The sequence below is a fragment of the Nocardia sp. NPDC004123 genome (genome assembly GCF_053603795.1).
Map to the genome: position 1 here is coordinate 263,125 of NZ_JBSGGG010000007.1, position 16,063 is coordinate 279,187.

Annotated in this window: 11 protein-coding genes and 5 pseudogenes; 6 read left to right on the top strand and 10 right to left on the bottom strand. The window is 63.2% G+C overall.

Features of this window, described 5'->3' with window-relative positions:
- Nucleotides 1–227: 227 nt before the first annotated feature.
- Nucleotides 228–1,526 (bottom strand): acyltransferase family protein, encoded by a 1,299-nt coding sequence (locus ACWEQQ_RS12605; RefSeq protein WP_452348278.1) that lies wholly within the window; start codon nt 1,524–1,526, stop codon nt 228–230.
- Nucleotides 1,527–1,640: 114 nt separating this feature from the next.
- Entirely contained in the window at nt 1,641–2,264 is a 624-nt protein-coding gene (locus ACWEQQ_RS12610) for an alpha/beta hydrolase (RefSeq protein WP_452348279.1), read from the bottom strand.
- Between the two features lie 261 nt (nt 2,265–2,525).
- Here ACWEQQ_RS12610 and ACWEQQ_RS12615 point away from each other — a divergent pair, with 261 nt between their 5' ends.
- On the top strand, nt 2,526–2,939 hold the full coding sequence (locus ACWEQQ_RS12615) for a hypothetical protein (protein WP_452348280.1): 414 nt from the start codon (nt 2,526–2,528) through the stop codon (nt 2,937–2,939).
- Nucleotides 2,896–3,429 carry a hypothetical protein gene (locus tag ACWEQQ_RS12620; protein WP_452348281.1) on the top strand — a complete coding sequence of 178 codons (534 nt, stop codon included), beginning with the start codon at nt 2,896–2,898 and terminating at the stop codon, nt 3,427–3,429. Before ACWEQQ_RS12615 ends, ACWEQQ_RS12620 begins: the two co-directional genes overlap by 44 nt.
- A 152-nt stretch (nt 3,430–3,581) precedes the next feature.
- Here the strand turns inward: ACWEQQ_RS12620 and ACWEQQ_RS12625 are convergent, their stop codons facing one another.
- Complete coding sequence (locus ACWEQQ_RS12625) at nt 3,582–4,025, bottom strand: PIN domain-containing protein (protein WP_452339216.1); 444 nt, start codon at nt 4,023–4,025, stop codon at nt 3,582–3,584.
- Nucleotides 4,022–4,252 carry a ribbon-helix-helix domain-containing protein gene (locus tag ACWEQQ_RS12630; protein WP_452348282.1) on the bottom strand — a complete coding sequence of 77 codons (231 nt, stop codon included), beginning with the start codon at nt 4,250–4,252 and terminating at the stop codon, nt 4,022–4,024. Before ACWEQQ_RS12630 ends, ACWEQQ_RS12625 begins: the two co-directional genes overlap by 4 nt.
- Nucleotides 4,253–4,710: 458 nt before the next feature.
- Between ACWEQQ_RS12630 and ACWEQQ_RS12635 the strand changes: the two genes are divergently transcribed.
- Together ACWEQQ_RS12635 and ACWEQQ_RS12640 are read left to right on the top strand one after the other, a co-directional pair.
- Complete coding sequence (locus ACWEQQ_RS12635; RefSeq protein WP_452348283.1) at nt 4,711–5,619, top strand: replication-relaxation family protein; 909 nt, start codon at nt 4,711–4,713, stop codon at nt 5,617–5,619.
- A gap of 374 nt (nt 5,620–5,993) precedes the next feature.
- Nucleotides 5,994–7,126: pseudogene (locus tag ACWEQQ_RS12640) on the top strand (IS3 family transposase).
- A 696-nt stretch (nt 7,127–7,822) separates the two neighbouring features.
- Here the strand turns inward: ACWEQQ_RS12640 and ACWEQQ_RS12645 are convergent.
- The 4 genes and pseudogenes from ACWEQQ_RS12645 to ACWEQQ_RS12660 form a co-directional block, all read right to left on the bottom strand.
- Nucleotides 7,823–9,685 (bottom strand): LppP/LprE family lipoprotein, encoded by a 1,863-nt coding sequence (locus tag ACWEQQ_RS12645; RefSeq protein WP_452348284.1) that lies wholly within the window; start codon nt 9,683–9,685, stop codon nt 7,823–7,825.
- Between the two features lie 17 nt (nt 9,686–9,702).
- Entirely contained in the window at nt 9,703–10,974 is a 1,272-nt protein-coding gene (locus ACWEQQ_RS12650) for a hypothetical protein (RefSeq protein WP_452348285.1), read from the bottom strand.
- 579 nt (nt 10,975–11,553) lie between these two features.
- Entirely contained in the window at nt 11,554–11,700 is a 147-nt protein-coding gene (locus ACWEQQ_RS12655; protein ID WP_452348324.1) for a hypothetical protein, read from the bottom strand.
- 30 nt (nt 11,701–11,730) lie between these two features.
- A pseudogene (locus ACWEQQ_RS12660) lies at nt 11,731–12,374 on the bottom strand (IS5 family transposase); the annotation flags it as partial.
- Between the two features lie 278 nt (nt 12,375–12,652).
- On the opposite strand from ACWEQQ_RS12660, the pseudogene ACWEQQ_RS12665 reads away from it, so the two are divergent.
- Nucleotides 12,653–14,040 (top strand): annotated as a pseudogene (locus ACWEQQ_RS12665) (IS1380 family transposase).
- Here the strand turns inward: ACWEQQ_RS12665 and ACWEQQ_RS12670 are convergent.
- Nucleotides 14,026–14,340, bottom strand: a pseudogene (locus tag ACWEQQ_RS12670) (transposase); the annotation flags it as partial. The pseudogenes ACWEQQ_RS12665 and ACWEQQ_RS12670 overlap by 15 nt on opposite strands.
- 156 nt (nt 14,341–14,496) lie before the next feature.
- Nucleotides 14,497–15,474: pseudogene (locus ACWEQQ_RS12675) on the bottom strand (IS256 family transposase); the annotation flags it as partial.
- Between the two features lie 108 nt (nt 15,475–15,582).
- Here ACWEQQ_RS12675 and ACWEQQ_RS12680 point away from each other — a divergent pair.
- Nucleotides 15,583–15,900, top strand: a complete 318-nt coding sequence (locus ACWEQQ_RS12680) for a DUF3310 domain-containing protein (RefSeq protein WP_452348286.1) — start codon at nt 15,583–15,585, stop codon at nt 15,898–15,900.
- The last annotated feature ends 163 nt before the right edge of the window (nt 15,901–16,063 follow it).

The window sequence follows — 16,063 nt, forward strand, 5'->3', positions numbered from 1 at the left end:
TCGCCACCGAACTCATCCACGTTGCCAGGGCGAACGTCGAGCAAATCGAGGGCGTCCCAATCGTGCGGATTCGAGTAGTTCACTACGCGAAACTCGCGCGCGCCTTCGTGAACCCGCAGTACAGCGTTGGCACACAGCTATTCCAAATCGCCATCGCACCGACGCTGCACTGCGGCAGCGGCACCTACGCCTGCTACTTCGAGCCGAAGGCGTCGACGCCGATTGTCTTATGCAGCGACGGGTCGGGGATCGCCGTCGGCACGCTTTCGTGCGTCCATTTTGGCGATCAGACGGTGGCCGAGGTTGTGACACGGCTTCTCGATCGTGCGGTATGTCACGGCCGCGATCACCAGCGCCGCGATCACCCACGTGCACAAGGTAAGCCAGGCCGCGGGAATGCCGAGGACAGATGTGGTCCAGCGGGGCCCGTCGAGCACGAGGGCGTGAACGAGATAGAGCGAGTAGCTGATCCGCCCCAGGAACAGCAACGGGCGCGGGAAGGAATAGCGGCGCAGCAACAGCGCCACCGCGAACAGCAGGTAGGCGGGGATGATGGTGACAGGCTGCTTCAGCCAGGTGACCCAGGCCCCCGTCAACTGGTCCACGGTGGGTTCCACGAAGAGGCTGATCCCGAAGATCACACATATGGCGAATCCGAACACCGCCCACCCTCGCCACACGCTGATCTCGCCCGACGTGATCCGGTAGAGCACCGTGCCGACGAACATGGTGGCGAAATAGCCGAAGGTCAACACCGATGCCCCGGGCTGGTTGAGAACCAAAGGGACGGTGATGAATGCGAGCAGGGTCGCGGCCAGGGCCGAGCGGCGGTCGGCTGCCGAGCAGGCGAACACCACCGCGACCAGGATCGTCGCGACCGCGACCACCGAACGCGTAACACTGTTCGCCTGGGAGCCATTGATCAGCGCGGGTGGCAGTAGTGCCCCGGGAACGATCAAAACGACCGCAAGAACCGCCAGGGGTACCGATCGACGGTTGAGCCGACCGATCAGCAGCAGCGACAAGAACAGATAGAACGCCAGCTCATATGACAGCGACCAGGAGGCGCCGATTATCTGGATGTCCGGGCCACCGATGAAAAAATGCACCATGGTGAGGTTCGTTATGAAGTTGAGTACGGGATGGGCCAGAAAACCCGCTTGCAGACCGAATCGGTTTATCGAGTGCAGGATCATCGCCGCGATCAGGCAGGCCCAGAACAACGGGTACAGCCGGAAGAACCGGCCCACCCAGAACGCGCCCAGTGACCGCCCTCGCTCCAGCGACGCGGGAATGATGAAGCCGCTGACGAGGAAGAAGACGAAGACGCCGAACTCTCCGAGCCCGAAGTGCGCTTGCGAGAACCGAAAATACGCCGGAAAGAGGCGCTCCGACGAGTGCTGAATCACGACCGCCAAGGCCGCCAAGCCTCGAATCGCATCGAGAAACTCGAACCGGCCGCCCCGGCCACGCACTACTCGTTCAACCGGCGCAACCGGAGCCGCCACAACACCATCGACAGTCACGACAAGTCCCCACCCCAGTACTCGAACACATTCATCGAACAGCCGCTCGGGCGGCGCACAGCTGAGATTTGTAGCAGATTCCATCCATCCCCAGCAACACGTTGTGTGACGACCTCAATACCCCTCCTGTGCAGGTTGATGGCTCGTTATCGGTCCGGTTGGCAGATGGTGTCGAGCTCCGGGAGTTGTCCGTGCACAAGGTATTCGATGACTGCGGAGGTGGCGCAGGCGCTGGTAGCGGGGATCGTGCCGGGGTAGGCCGCTGGGCATGGATTCCGGCAGAACCAGATGGCGTTGCGTGCCGGAGACTGTGACGAGCCGGGAGTCCGGGATAGCGGTGCGTACCGCTCGGGCTCCGGAGATCGGTGTTACCGGATCCTTCTCGTTGCTGATCAGCAGGGCGGACGCGATGCGATCGAGTGGAGCCGGGTTCGGGTCGTGGTGTGGTTCGGGCCAGAAGGCCCATGCTGCGGTGAAACCCATTCCGAGGTAGGTCACGGTGCCCGAGCCGCGAGTTGTTGTGCGGTGGTTACGATCTCGTCGAGGTCGTGGCTCCCGCCCGCGTTCGTTGCAGTTGCGGGCCGTCCACCAGCCGACACGGGAACCGGCCTCGATGAGGTCCTCACCAAGCTCTCGGGCCTCGTCCCACCAGCCGCGAAATCTCGAAACTCTCCGTTGGCCCTGCTGCAAGATCCGACCAATCCAGCGGCGTCTGCACGCTCGCGCACTCCAGCCCATCGAGCAACGCCGTGCGCGCTGCGGCTGCTACCCGGCCGGCCAGGAGATCCTGAACGCCGGTTGCAGCACACGGCTGCCAAGTCAGACTCTGATCCGCGATGACCGCGGGGACCGGTGGGGAGTCATTCGGATCTGCGCGACGGGTACCTGCGAGGCGGTGACGAGTCTTCACCCGAAGAGCTGAACTAATTCAGCAGTGCCAGCTACCATGGATGCATGAGGTCACTACCCTTCAGCGAGCTGATCAGGAAACAGACATCGGTGTTCCCGCTCCTGGAGGATGCCGACGTACTGCTCGAGCGGCGGGACGCGGAGAACGTCGTGCTGATGCGCGACGAACGGTATCGGGCGATGGATGGCGCGCTGCGCATCGCGGCCAGGTCGCTCGCTTTGGTAGCGAAGGCGAACCGGGTAATGGCGGAAGAGGTGCTGGCTGTCGAACTGCCCTGGCTGGTTTGGCTACCGCCGGAGCACCGCAGCGAAGCTGTGACTGAATTGCTCGACGATCTGCTCGCCGGTGTGGACACCGGCTATTACCTGCCGTTCATGCGGAACCTGATCGCGTGGAAGCACACTGCCGAGATCCACACCGATCCATCGCTGGTCGCGCAGCTCACCGGACCGTTCCAGCGTGCCGACTTCAGTGAGGTACAGCGACCTGGAAATACCGGATGAGCAAACGACAACCGTCGATCTCGTCGCGGGTTCGCCGACAGAGGACCACGTCGACGTCCTAATTTCCGACCATCCGGCACCTAGGGTTGTCGAACGACTCCGCGGCCGCGAAATGGTTCGCATCGAAGGTGGTACCCAAGCTCTGCGTCGAACCATCAACGCACGCATCGAGATAAGCGCAGGGCTGGTCGCCGATATCTCCGCGCCGCGCCCATTCGGGGCCGTGATTCTCGAGGCAGCGGCTTACCCGACGGATTCCCGAGATCGGGACCGGCACCTTCACGACGCCGCCGCGCTGCTGGCATGCGTCGAGGATCCGTTCGCGGAACGTGCCGACTTCGCCGGCTCTGACCGACGCCGGATCTCTAACCTGGCCACTCATCTCGTACCCGAACACTCCGCGTGGCGCGCGCTGCCACGCCAGCATCGAACTCAGGGCGAGACCGCCTCAGCCATCTTGGCCAACCAGGATCCGGCACTGGGGCTTTGACCGGAAGCAGAAAGAAGAACATCCGCAGGTCCTCTGACCTGCGGATCCTTGCGAGTGGACCTGACGGACCAGCATACGAACCGGGCGGTGCTGGTCGACGGGCCGGACATCATGATTCGGGCGATCGGTACCCGGCCACGGTTGTCTGCGGTTCAGTCGCCCTGGAGCAAAAGCCGGAATGACGGATGAGCGGGTGTCAGGGGTCGCACGGCGCGAAAGTCCTTCTCATCCAACGTCAGTATGTCGTTGGTGAGGTAGCGCTCGGCAAGCACGACAGTGACCGCATCAGCCAGGTCGAGCCGGAGGCCGCGATACTGCTCGATGATCTTCTGGGCAACTCGGAAATCGTCGCGGTCGACCTGCGGCACGAGCACCGCGCCCTCCTCGGCCGAGGTGAGCAGATCATCGAGGACGAGATCGGCTATGCGGCGGTCTTTTCCGAACCGTGCGATGAGCAGATGATCGATCTCGTCCAGCACCAGCGGCGAGACAACCGCGACCGAGGTGGCGAGGAATTCCCGGGCTTGTTCGTGCAGTTCCGCGGCGCGGTCGTAAGCGGCGATGATGGCCGAGGTGTCGGCAATGAAGAAGCTCACTCGCCGTATGCCTCGCCGAGCAATTCCTCACTATTGGCGGCGAACCCAGGATCGCCGGAATCGAACGACGGCCACGGACGGGTCCGGACGACCCGGTGCGACCGCAACAGCACCAGCTCGATCCCCTCGCGGATCAAATCAGCTTCCGATCGCCCCGAAGCTTCGGCCGCCTCCTTGAGACGGGCAGCCTGCTCGGGATCCAGGTACACGCTCGTTTTGGCCTTCATAAACGTAGGGTACTACGTAGGGCACTTCTCGGGTTCGTGCATTGACGGAAAAACAAAAGAGCCACAGGTCAACGACCTGCGGCTCTTTTACTCTGCGGACCTGACAGACCAGCATACGAACCGGGCGGTACTGGTCGACGGGCCGGACATCATGATCCGGGCGGTAGGTGCCCGGCAACCGGTCGGCGGCGATGCCCAATGAATGGCCAGGAGACAACCCGGTCGGGGGTGGGGCGGCGTTTGGTGGCGTGGATGGGTCGGCGGATGCTCGGCGTCCTATCGCCGCCACCCCAAACGCCGAACACGCCAACGACAAACGGGCCGGTCGGGCGCACATTCGAGGTGCGGGGGCGAAATCCAGAATGAATGTCAATAGTCATACATATTCCCCCGTAGGGCCGCGTAGCGGACGTTGCGTGCACCGTGGCAGGCACCCCGATGCAGGTCCCCTCCGTGAGATGGGCATGCTCTTCGCCTTCCGCGAATCCCTTTACGGCGGAGGCACCAGCCAAACCCGCCACGCCCTCGGCTATCCCGGCGCACGCCTCATCGCCGCCCAGCGCGCCCAGAAACCACCCACTCCAGCCGCCTACGCCCTCAGCCTGGAACGACTGGCCTGCTCCCCAACCCTCGACCACCGGCTTGGTGTCAACGGCTTCTTCTGCGATCTCGCCGCTCACCGCAATCCGGCCCGCCACCCGGACCTCGCGCCGAGGAACCCAGTACTGGGACTGACACAGTGGTGGTCGGAGAAACAATGCACCGACATATTCTGGACAGGGATCCCGCGTGACGATCAACTCCATCCCGACGGCTACGGCTGCTGGGAAGAACACGGTCACGCTGTGCGGTTCTTCCTCGAATACGACACCGGCACCGAGTCCTTGAGAACGGTCACCGCCAAACTTGCCGACTACCAGAGCTTCCCAACCGACAACTTCGGAATCCTGCTGTTTTCAGTTCACTCCGCCCGCCGCGAAACCGGATTGCGGACCGAACTACACCGCGCGCTCGGCAGCTTTGACCCCGGCCTGGTGATCGCCACGACCAACCGGGGCCTGCGCCACCCAGACGGCCCGGCAGGGCCGGTCTGGGCCCTTTGGATGGCCAACGGCAGCGACGCCATCACCGAACGGGTCCGACTCGCCGATCTGCCAGAGCGCGGTCCGCGAATCGACCACCGTCCCAGTGTGATCCAGCCCTACAACGAAGCCGCCTTCGAGATCGGCGACTCGCAGATCAATGCCCTCTTCACTCCCCGAACTCGGCCGCCCACGCCTCCCCCGACGAGGTGCTCGAACGGGAGATCCGATCCGGCACTTGAGGATGAAACCATGATCGAAATCCCACTACCCGATAACGACTGACATCAATCGGGTCGCCCGGCGGTTAAGCGGGCGATAGCCAGCCCGTTGTCCTACCCTCGGGCATGCCCAAGGTCATGTTTCACAAACCCATACTCCGACAAGAGTTTCACTGTATGGGTCGAGCCTTGGGCCAGGGACTACTGGCTCCTCCCGGGAGATGTGATCGCCCTCGAGTTCCACGAGGCAGACCACGCGAACCAGGTACCAGGGAATGTGGACTTCGATGTGGCATGGCACGAAGACGGCGTCGTGGTCTGGACAGGCTCTCGTACTGAGATCGTCGTTCAGGATCGTGACTGGAGCCCTTTGAGCAGGTCCAGCGGTTGTGAGAGTTCTGATGCACCAGAATGGGTGCAGGAGGACGGGATCACGACATGGCGCGACGACGACACACCCCCGAGCAGATCATCCGCAAGCTCCGTGAGGGCGAGAAGCTGCTCGGTGAAAAGTTCTCGATCGAGGAGGTGTGCAAACACCTCAAGATCTCCGAGGCATCCTGGCATCGCTGGCAGTCCCAGTACGGCGGCATGAAGTCCGACGACGCCAAACGGCTCAAGGAGCTCGAGCGCGAGAATGCCCGGCTGAAGAAGATGGTCGCCCAGCAGGCCCTCGACATCGACATGCTCAAGGAGCTGAACTGGGGAAACTACTGAACCCGGATCGTCGCCGCAGGGCCGTAGTGGTTCTGCAGCAACGGTTTCGGGTGTCACAACGCCGCGCATGCCGGGTGGCTGGACAGTCGCGGTCGGTGCAACGCCGCCCGCCGGCGGTCGCTGAGATCGAACGAACGCTGCGTGCTCGCCTGCGCGTGATCTCGCGCAAGCAGCCGCGGTGAGGTTGGCGCAAAGCACACGCGCTGTGTCGCGGCGAAGGGCTGGTCACCAACCATAAACGGACGCGACGACTCTGGCGCGAGGAGGGTTTGAAGAGGCCGAGCCGGGCGCGCAAGAAGCGGCGCGTCGGGACCGGCCGCAACCAGCGCATGAGGGCGTCGTTTCCGGATCAGATGTGGGCGTTGGACTTCCAAGTCGACGTCACCGTCGATGGCCGGCAGTTGCGGTTTCTCAACATCGTCGACGAGTTCACCCGAGAAGCCCTGGCTACCAGAGCATTTCGTTCGTGCACCGCCGACCGTCTGGTGGAGGTGCTCGACGAGATCATCGCGGCTACCGGCCGGAGACCGGTGCACATTCGGATGGACAACGGCACCGAGATGACGGCGCACGCGATGACCGACTGGTGCCGGTTCACCGGTGTCGACGCGTCGTTCATCGATCCGGGATCGCCCTGGCAGAACGGGGTCTGCGAGTCGTTCAACGGCCGATTCCGCGACGAGTTCCTCACCTGCGAGGTGTTCCACTCCCTGACCGAGGTGCATGTCCTTGCCGAGGACTGGCGCATCGAGTACAACAGTTACCGACCACACGGATCACTGGGTTTCCTTACCCCACAAGCATTCCGCGAGCAATGGTCACCGACCGAGTTCGAGCAACAACAACTCGCATAGCCGGTGGACCTGCCATCGGGGCCCAGTCAATCGGTCGGGCACCGAACTCGAATGCGGTCACCTACGGCCGCAGGAAAGCTGACGCCATGACATGTTCTTCTCACCCCAAACCGCATGGTCCGGGCGCGGTTCAGCCGAGGCTGCTGTGTTGAGTGATAGCGGATTGCGAGTTCTGGTCTTCGGGAGCGCGACGTTCATGGAGGTCTTGGAGCGCTTGGCCCAGCAAGAGCACCCCGAGCCGCTGAGACCCATGCGAGTCCTGTGGATCCTCCAGCAGGAGTGCGGAATATCGTTCGTCGAAACCAGGAAGCTCTTCGGCTGTTTCAAGCCCAACATGACACCCACGGTCGACACTAACCTGATCAACGAGCGCTGGCAGACGATCTTAAGCGGGCTACCCCGGACCTAGGTCTCCGCTGAGCGATTCAGAGTTCGGTAGGCCACCGGTCACAGCCTTGGCGCCGCCTCAGTGCCTCCACAGGTAGGCGTCTGGAACGGGTCCGACGTACTCCGATACCAATCGAAATGGGCCTCGATAGACACAGTCATGCCCGGAGGTCGGTCGCGCCGGAGACCGCGATGCCACTAGGCCCTGGCGAAAGGGCTCATTGCACGAACTGAGCCTGATGGGGTCGGCCTGTACCGCTTCGGCGGCACCGGCCCATCGCCGCGTCCGGCTTGCAAATACGGCCTCGGTCAGTTCGGCGGCGTTCCGGTCATCGTGAGTGCGTGGCCGTTCCAATGGATCTCAACGGGAAAGTAAGTCGCATCCGGACAGGCGTTGCAGCTGCCGGGGAGCTTGTAGGTGAGGGCGACAGTGTCGTCCGTCGTATTGCGGGTGTCCAGTGACGTGAATCCGTGTGCCTGGGAGGTCGCGGTGCCGATAAATACGCCCTTGTGGAAAATGAGGACCTGGTCGGGGGAACTGCCTGTGGCGCCATCGATCGTGATTACGACCGCAGAGAGCGTCTTACAGGGGTCATAGTTTCCCTCGAACGTGCGAGGATCTCTGGACCAGGGTACGTGGGTGATGGATTCAGTTGGGAGCGTTGTGATTGCGGCGTCGATGAGGGATGACCAGAGGTCGGTGCCGCAGGAGACGTCGACTACCTCAAAGAGCCAGTCGTAGGTATTAGCCGGTGGGCCTGTGCACGTGACAACGACCCCAGTGGACGTATGTTGACCCGCGGTGGGCGAGGAGCAGTGCCACTCAGCGGTGCCGGCGTGCTGGGCGTTGCCAGATTTGGGGAGACCGCCGTGTTCGTACTCGTCGTAGATATGTTTGGCCCGCTCGCATGTGATGTCACCTTGGCGGACAACGATATCGGCAATCCCCACCCCGGGGATCTCGACTAGGCACGAGTTGGATGTCGGAGCCAGGGCCGATGGCTGCGCCGAGATCGTCATGACGTCGGTGGCTACCAGTTGATCTCCAGTGCCGTCGTGGTGATACAGGTTGCCGTGCTGGCAGGCGTGAGCATCGGTCAGGCAGCTGGGGGAACGTAGCTGAATAGCCTGGCCTCGGCCGATATAGCGGGACATACGGGCGGAAGGCGCCCCCGGCTCCGGCAGCCAGCGAAGGGTCTTGCTGTCGAGCGTCCATAGAGTGGGTTCGCGGTAAGGTGCCCGCTCAAGGACTGGCATACGCGAAATCTGACCGTTCGCAAGTCTTTCGGTGACTTCACGGGTGCCTTCTGTACACCTCCAAGTGGTGAACGTGGCGTGGAGGCGTCCGTCGGATCCCCACCAAGCATCGTCCATCCAGATCTCGCCATGACCGTCGGTGCGGAAACCGGGAGGCTCGGCCGCGGAGGCGTCGGTCATGCGCACCGACCCATCGCCGGAGATTAGTGACAGCCACAAGTGGGTGTCGCACCCCCGGTTGGAAGTCGTAGCACCGCCGGATCGGACGGATAGGAAATACTCTGCCATCCGGTCGGAGGAAGGCGCTGCCGTGGTAGGGAGCGCGTGGCCGTTCGATTCCTTTTTGATCCAGCTTCTCGCATAGGTCGGTGGCGAAACGAAGACGAGACCGGACTCCTCTGTCTGTGGCTCGCGCTCTCGGACGAGTAGCCGGAAATTGCTGCCGGTTTCCAGCGTCACGTCGGCTCGATCGCCGAGATCGATCTCCAATCCCGGCGCGGGAGCCTTCAAGTCGAACCGCAGGAAGGCCTGCGTCCATCCCGGACTGGCGCGAGTTGCCACGATCGAATTGCGCTGGAAAGCAGTAATGTCTGAACACCCCGGGCAAGGAATCCGTTGTTCCGCACCAGAGTTCGCGTCGATGAAAACGAGTTCCCGGTATTCGTACTGTCCGCGAGGCGGGTTCGACAGGAACGCGACGAACTCGCCGCTGTTGGTCCAGGTGATCGGGTCGTCCTGACGGAAGACACCACGGGAGATGGCGAGTGGCGCGCCGTCTCGGATCACGACGAACTGGGTAGGCGTGGTATAGACAAACTCGCGGGAATCACCTTTCGGCAGGATCCATCCGGGAATCGGTTCGTCGGATGTCAGGCCAACCAGGGTGGCGAGCACGATCACGACGGACATCGCCATGCCGACCAGTCGAGGGATCATTTCACTGCGGTCCGAGGGTCTTCGCGCATCCACGTCCGTGACTGGTTGGGCACGTACATGGCCCCATACCCGGAGTAAGGGTTCTCTATGGCCACAGGACCTGCTAACCCTGTCACTTGAAAAGGCTTGCCGTGGAAGTCGATGTCCTGGAATACCGTCGAGTTCTTGTCAGCCACGAATGTTCGGATCTTGAATGTACAGCTGAAGTTCGTCACGAACGCCCCGATCGTGAAGGCCTGACTTTCCCCTGGCGCCAATGTGATCGTGTTCTTCTCGAAGTAGTCAGGTCCCGCGGGGTGGAATCCGTCAGCGGTGTAGTACATCTCCTGGAAGACACCGTCGGCGGCATCGAGATCGACGCCCAGCGAAATATTGCTTTCCACGCCACCCTCGGCGGGCGGTTGAAAGTACGTCCCGTGCAACGGTTTATCGCATTGCTTCACTGCCGACATTCGGATTATTCGGACCGGCTCGCTCCATGCGTTTGTGACCGTAAGATCGGTCGTCCCGCGTGAGACAGGCGTCGCGGCGTTGTCCTCCTGCCAGCGCTGGAAGATGTCGGAGTTGGTGATGACTTCGGCGTTGAACTTCGTGATAGCGGCGCCGTCCAGATCCAATACACCCGGCAGCGCGAACTTGCCCATACTTGCGCCGCTGTGCAGCGGCGTCGTCACGGCAACCGTTAAGGGCGGTGACCCAGCCTGCGCTGGATCTCCCGAGATCGTCCGGAACCCCGGTCCCGGGGGCGTTGAGTACAGGGCTGTGGACGCGGTTGACCTATTCGAGGTCATCTCGTGCACCCCCATGATGATCGCTGAGCACAGTACAGCCGCGGTGGCTCCTAACACGGCGTACGCAGCTCTCGGCCGCCTTGTCGCGCCGATGCCGATCGCTCCATCCGCCCGCGCGTCCGAAACACCGTGAGGTGTGCCCCCGGGGCCAGCGGGTTCGGTAACGCCAAACACCCGTCGGAACACATGCTGCCATTCGGTCAGCTCCTCCGCTGTTACACCGCATAGCGAGAGGTATAGGTCGAGCCGATCATCATCATCGACGGAATTAATCCTGTGGCCCTTCTCCATGTCTTCGATGAGGTTCTTACGGAATGGTGTTCTGCCGGAAGGGCGTTGCTCGGCGGCCCGCTGTACGAGGCCTCGGATCGAGAGCCCCGCTCCTTCACGCACCGAGCGCAGCGCGGCACCGAGTTGCTCCGGTCCGGTGATGCTGGACAGCTGTTCTCGTGTTGCCGCCGACCTGTCGTTGTCCATCGCCCCCGCACCCCGTCGGCCAATCAGATCTTGATACCGCAGTCACTATAGCGACCGGACAGCCTGTCCGACGTCTGTCCGGGGCCGGACAGCCACGCTCCGACCTGCGAGGAAGAAGCCATGTGTGTCCGTGTCTGTCGGACAATCGCCACCGCTTGCAAGCCTCGTTCCATCAGGCCTGTGTCACCTTGCACACCACGAACATTGGATGGAAATGAACGACTGGTTCGAATTCGCCTCGGACGGATCGGTGCGTCTTCTCGCAGCGGTCATCAACCTGATCGCAGCCGTCGTCCGCGCCACATCAGAGAGGCGGAAGTTGGCACCGGCACGCCAGGCTGACGTTCGATCACCTCGGCCATTGAACCGCCGAAAGTACGGTGGTCGGCGTTGATATCGTTGATACCTGCGGGCCTAGTGATTGGGTTTTGTCGCAGGGATCGTGGCCGGACGAAGCCGCGAATGTGGCAACGCGGCTGAATTTAATGCGCTCGATCCAAACGACGTAGGATCATCCAGCCAGCAATCCGGCACTGGCTGGTAGCGCAGCACTGTGACTAGTCGGGCTAAGACCATGTCTCACGTCGCTGATTTCGCCTTCGCCAGCTTCTTGTAGCAAGTGAGTGCAGCGGCCAGGGTGAGGAAGGCGCAGAAGTGGATGCCCTTGCGCTCGAACCGCAGGTTGAGCCGGTGGTAGCCGGTCAGCCACGAGATCGTGCGCTCGATGACCCAGCGGTGTTTTCCGAGATGCTGCTACGATTCGATGCCTTTGCGAGCGATCCGGACGGCGGTGCCCCGGCCGCGGACCCAGCGGCGCAGATCAGCGATGTCATAAGCCTTGTCCGCGTGCAGTTTCGCGGGTCTGCACCGCCGCGGTCCGCGCCGCGAACGCATCGCGGGTATCGCCTTGACGAGCGGTTTGAGCGCTTCGGCGTCGTTGGTGTTGGCTGCCGAAACGCCCACGGCCAGAGGGATTCCCGCACGGTCCGACAGGACGTGGATCTTCGAGCCGGATTTGCCGCGATCGACCGGATTCGGTCCGGTCAGATCGCCCCCTTTTTCGCTCGCACCGACGCCGCGTCGATCACCGCCCGTGACCAGTCGATCAAGCCCTGGCTGCCCAGCTCGTCGAGCACCGCCCGGTGCAAGCGCCGCCACAGACCCGCCCTGGTCCACACGGTGAACCGGCGATGCGCCGTCGGCACGGTGACCCCGAACGACGGTGGCAGCAGCCGCCATGCACAACCGCTGGTCAGCACGTAAACCACCGCGGTGAACACCGTCCGGTCGGTCGGCGCGGTACCGCCGCCCTGCTTGCGCGGGCCGAACCTCGGCAGCAGCGGCTCGGCCAGCTCCCACAACTCGTCCGGCACCAGCCGGCGCGACAACTCGTCAATCACGGCCGGACATCATGCCGCGCAACAGAATCCGACACGCCACAAACGAATCACGACGACGTGAGACACGGTCTAAGGGGACCGACACGTCACCGGCCTCGGATCGACAGGAAGAAAGTCCAGCCCAGAAAACTGAGCGCGGATTCGATCGACCGCTAAACCTCGATCCACCGACGGGCTTGTGTCCGTCGGTGTGCAATGAATGAGAAAAGTGCCCTTCGAGCTGGGATGATCGCTGTTGTCTAGGCAGTGATCGGTCCGGTTTCAGAAGGGCACGTCGGGTGCAAGTTTCGCATAGGTTCGCCGCGGAGTCAGCGGTGTTCGATGATCGGAATCTCGTGTCGCTGGCCGGTCTGGTGCCGGTGATGCGGCTGGCCGAGCAGACCGGGCTGGACGGGCTGCTGGCAGAGAGGGTGTCGATCGCCGCGCCGCGGATCAGGTCCGGGTCGGCGAACGCGGGCCCGAAGCTGGTGACACTGATCGCCGGGATGTGTGCCGGTGCGGACAGCATCGACGATATCGATGTGCTGCGCAGCGGCGGCATGAAGGCCGTTCGACCGGGTGTATGCGCCGTCGACGGTCGGAACCCTGTTGCGGGAGTTCAGCTTCGGGCATGCCCGTCAGCTCGAATCGGTGCTGGGCGCGCACCTGTCGCGGTTGTGTGCGCGGGCCGATCTGCTCCCCCGGCGCCGGCCAGCGGGCGTTCGTCGATATCGATTCGCTGTTGAGGCCGGTGTATGGGTATGCCAAGCAGGGCGCGTCCTACGGGTTCACCAAGATTTCGGGCAAACAGGTTCTGCGCAAAGGGCTTTCACCACTGGCGACCACGATCAGCACCGACCTGGCTGCGCCGGTGATCGCGGGAATGCGGTTGCGCGCCGGGAGAGCGGGATCGGCCAAAGGGGCCGGGCGGATGGTCGCCCAAGCCGTCACCACCGCCCGCGCGGCCGGGGTGACCGGTGAGATCCTGGTGCGCGGGGATTCCGCCTTCGGCGGCCGGGCCGTGATCAGCGCGTGTCACCGCCACGGAGCCCGGTTCTCGTTAGTGTTGACGAAAAACCGCGCCGTGGCGCGGGCGATCGCGTCGATCCCCGCTGATGCGTGGACACCGGTGAAATACCCCGGCGCGGTCCGCGATCCCGACAGCGGTGAATGGATCTCCGACGCCGAGGTCGCCGAAATCCCGTATACCGCTTTCGCTTCCAAACCCGACCGGGTCACCGCCCGGCTGATCGTGCGCCGCGTCAAAGACGCCGCCCGCCAGGACGAACTGTTCCCGGTCTGGCGGTTTCACCCCTTCTTCACCGATTCGACCGAACCCACCGTCGATGCCGACCTCACCCACCGCCGCCACGCCGTCATCGAGACCGTGTTCGCCGACCTGATCGACGGCCCACTGGCACACATGCCGTCCGGGCGCTTCGGCGCGAACTCCGCCTGGGTGTTGTGCGCGGCGATCGCGCACAACCTGCTGCGCGCCGCTGGCGCACTCGCTGACCCGCGACTGGGCAGAGCACGCGGAACCACGTTGCGCCGCAAGATCATCGCCGTCCCTGCTCGTCTCTCACGCCCACAGCGAAAACCTGTCCTGCACCTGCCCGCTCACTGGCCTTGGGCCACTACCTGGCGGCAGTTGTGGCACGCCACCACCATGCTATCGACCGCCTGAACACTCACAAACCACCCCACGACCAGGAACGACAGTGGAAGGCTGGAACTGGGCACCGTTGCGGACGAGCACGACGAGTTCGGGGGTGTTGACCTTGCGCCAGCGGGTCTGGGCAGCCTCGATCAGCTTGTAGGCCATGGCGATTCCTGCCGCGCGGGAGCCAGGTCCCTTGGTGACCTTGGTCCGCAACCGGACCGAGGCGAAGGTCGACTCGATCGGGTTCGTAGTGCGCAGATGGATCCAGTGTTCGGCTGGATATCTGTAGAATTCCAGCAGCACGTCGGCGTCGTCGACGATCTTCGGGCTGTTGCAAATTAGGCGCGGATTTCAGCCGTGACCTGAGTCACATGTCTACGTGGACCGCTGTCGACCGATCATGCAGGGCCGCAGGTCATTTGGCCCCCCAACATGACGTCACAATCGCCGACTCGGCGCATTTTGCAACAGCCCGATCTTCGCCACGGCTTTGGGATATTTTGCGCCATAATCGATTTCGAATGCCCTGATCGCGATCTGAGCGTGATCGATGTCCTCGGCGTTGTAGATCTCCTTCAACCCCGCGAGCGCCCCAGGATGCGCCGATTTTGACAGCGCGGCAAGAACATTCGCCGATTTGTGGAACCAGCAGCGCTGTTCGCCGGTTTGCGGGAACACATCGCGCCGCGCGTGCCAGAACCCGAGCGCGCCGTCCCCGATGGCCAGCACGGGCGCGGTCATGCCGCGGCGGCGGCAGTTCCACAGCTGATCGGCCCATTACTCGGTCGATTCCCGATAGCCGTCGCTGATCGCCACCAGCTCCTCGCGGCCGTCGGTACGGACCCCGAGCATCACCAGCAGGCACAATTTCTCCTGCTCCAGGCGCACTTTCGTGTGGATGCCATCGACCCACAGATACACATAGTCAGTGCCGGACAGATCGCGAGAGGCGAAGGCTTTCGCCTCGTCCTGCCACGACGCGGTCAGCCGGGTGATCGACGCCGCCGACAGTCCGGCTCCGGACCCGAGGAACTGCTTGAGCGCGGGACCGAAGTCGCCGGAGGACAGCCCGTGCAGATACAGCAGCGGCAACACTTCGCTCACCTGCGGGGAGCGGCGATACCAGGCTGGAAGGATCGCCGAGGAAAACCGTTGACGCTCACCGGTTTCTGGGTCCACACGCTTGTCGTTGACACGCGGTGCGGCCACGGTGACCGCGCCGGCGGCCGTCATAACCTGCCGTTCGGTGTGGTAGCCGTTGCGTATCACCGGCCGCGGGCCCGACTCGTCGACCTGGTCGGCGAAGCAGTCGATATAGGTGGCGACCTCTGCCCGCAACGCCGCGGCCAGCATCCGCCGCGCGCCCTCTCGCACGATCTCGTCGATCGCAGAACCCGACACCGGACCCGCCGCACCGTCCGGATTGGACTCGGCGCCGCCGTCGATTACCTTGAGCATGGGACGTACCTTCCCGTCCGGCGTTGGCGCGCCGAGCAGATCGAAACCCGTTGTCTTTCAGATCATCCGGGAAGGTGCTCCCGCCCGGTCATCCACAGGTTTCGATCATTGCTCGGTAATGCCTTCAAATACGTCTGGCGCCATGCGGAGAAGAACGGGAACGAGGACCTGCGCAAGGCCGCCGTCTACTTACGCTGGGCGCTCGAGGATGGTGACGTGGCCGTGTGCCAACACCCCGATGACGTTCGAGCACTGTTCGAGGTCCACGTCCTTCCATTCATTGATCCGTCGTCGGTGTACGGCGCACTTGGTGAGATTTGCACCAGTCAATACGGCAACGCGCTCGCACGCGTCGAAAACTGTCTATCGGTACCGGCTCTAGCCCTCCACGGTGCCCCGATCGCCGCCGTTCGAGGGCTGTCGTAAACCATATTCGGCATGAGCGCGCACTGTCGACGGTCCTACGGCGCTCTGCCCGTTGATCTTCCGATGCCCGCGTGACCGCGGTCACCGGCATTACTGCTGACACTCGTCTTCTACCGCCAGTCTGTGGAATGGCCTACCCGGATAACCACTGCCGCCAGGGCGG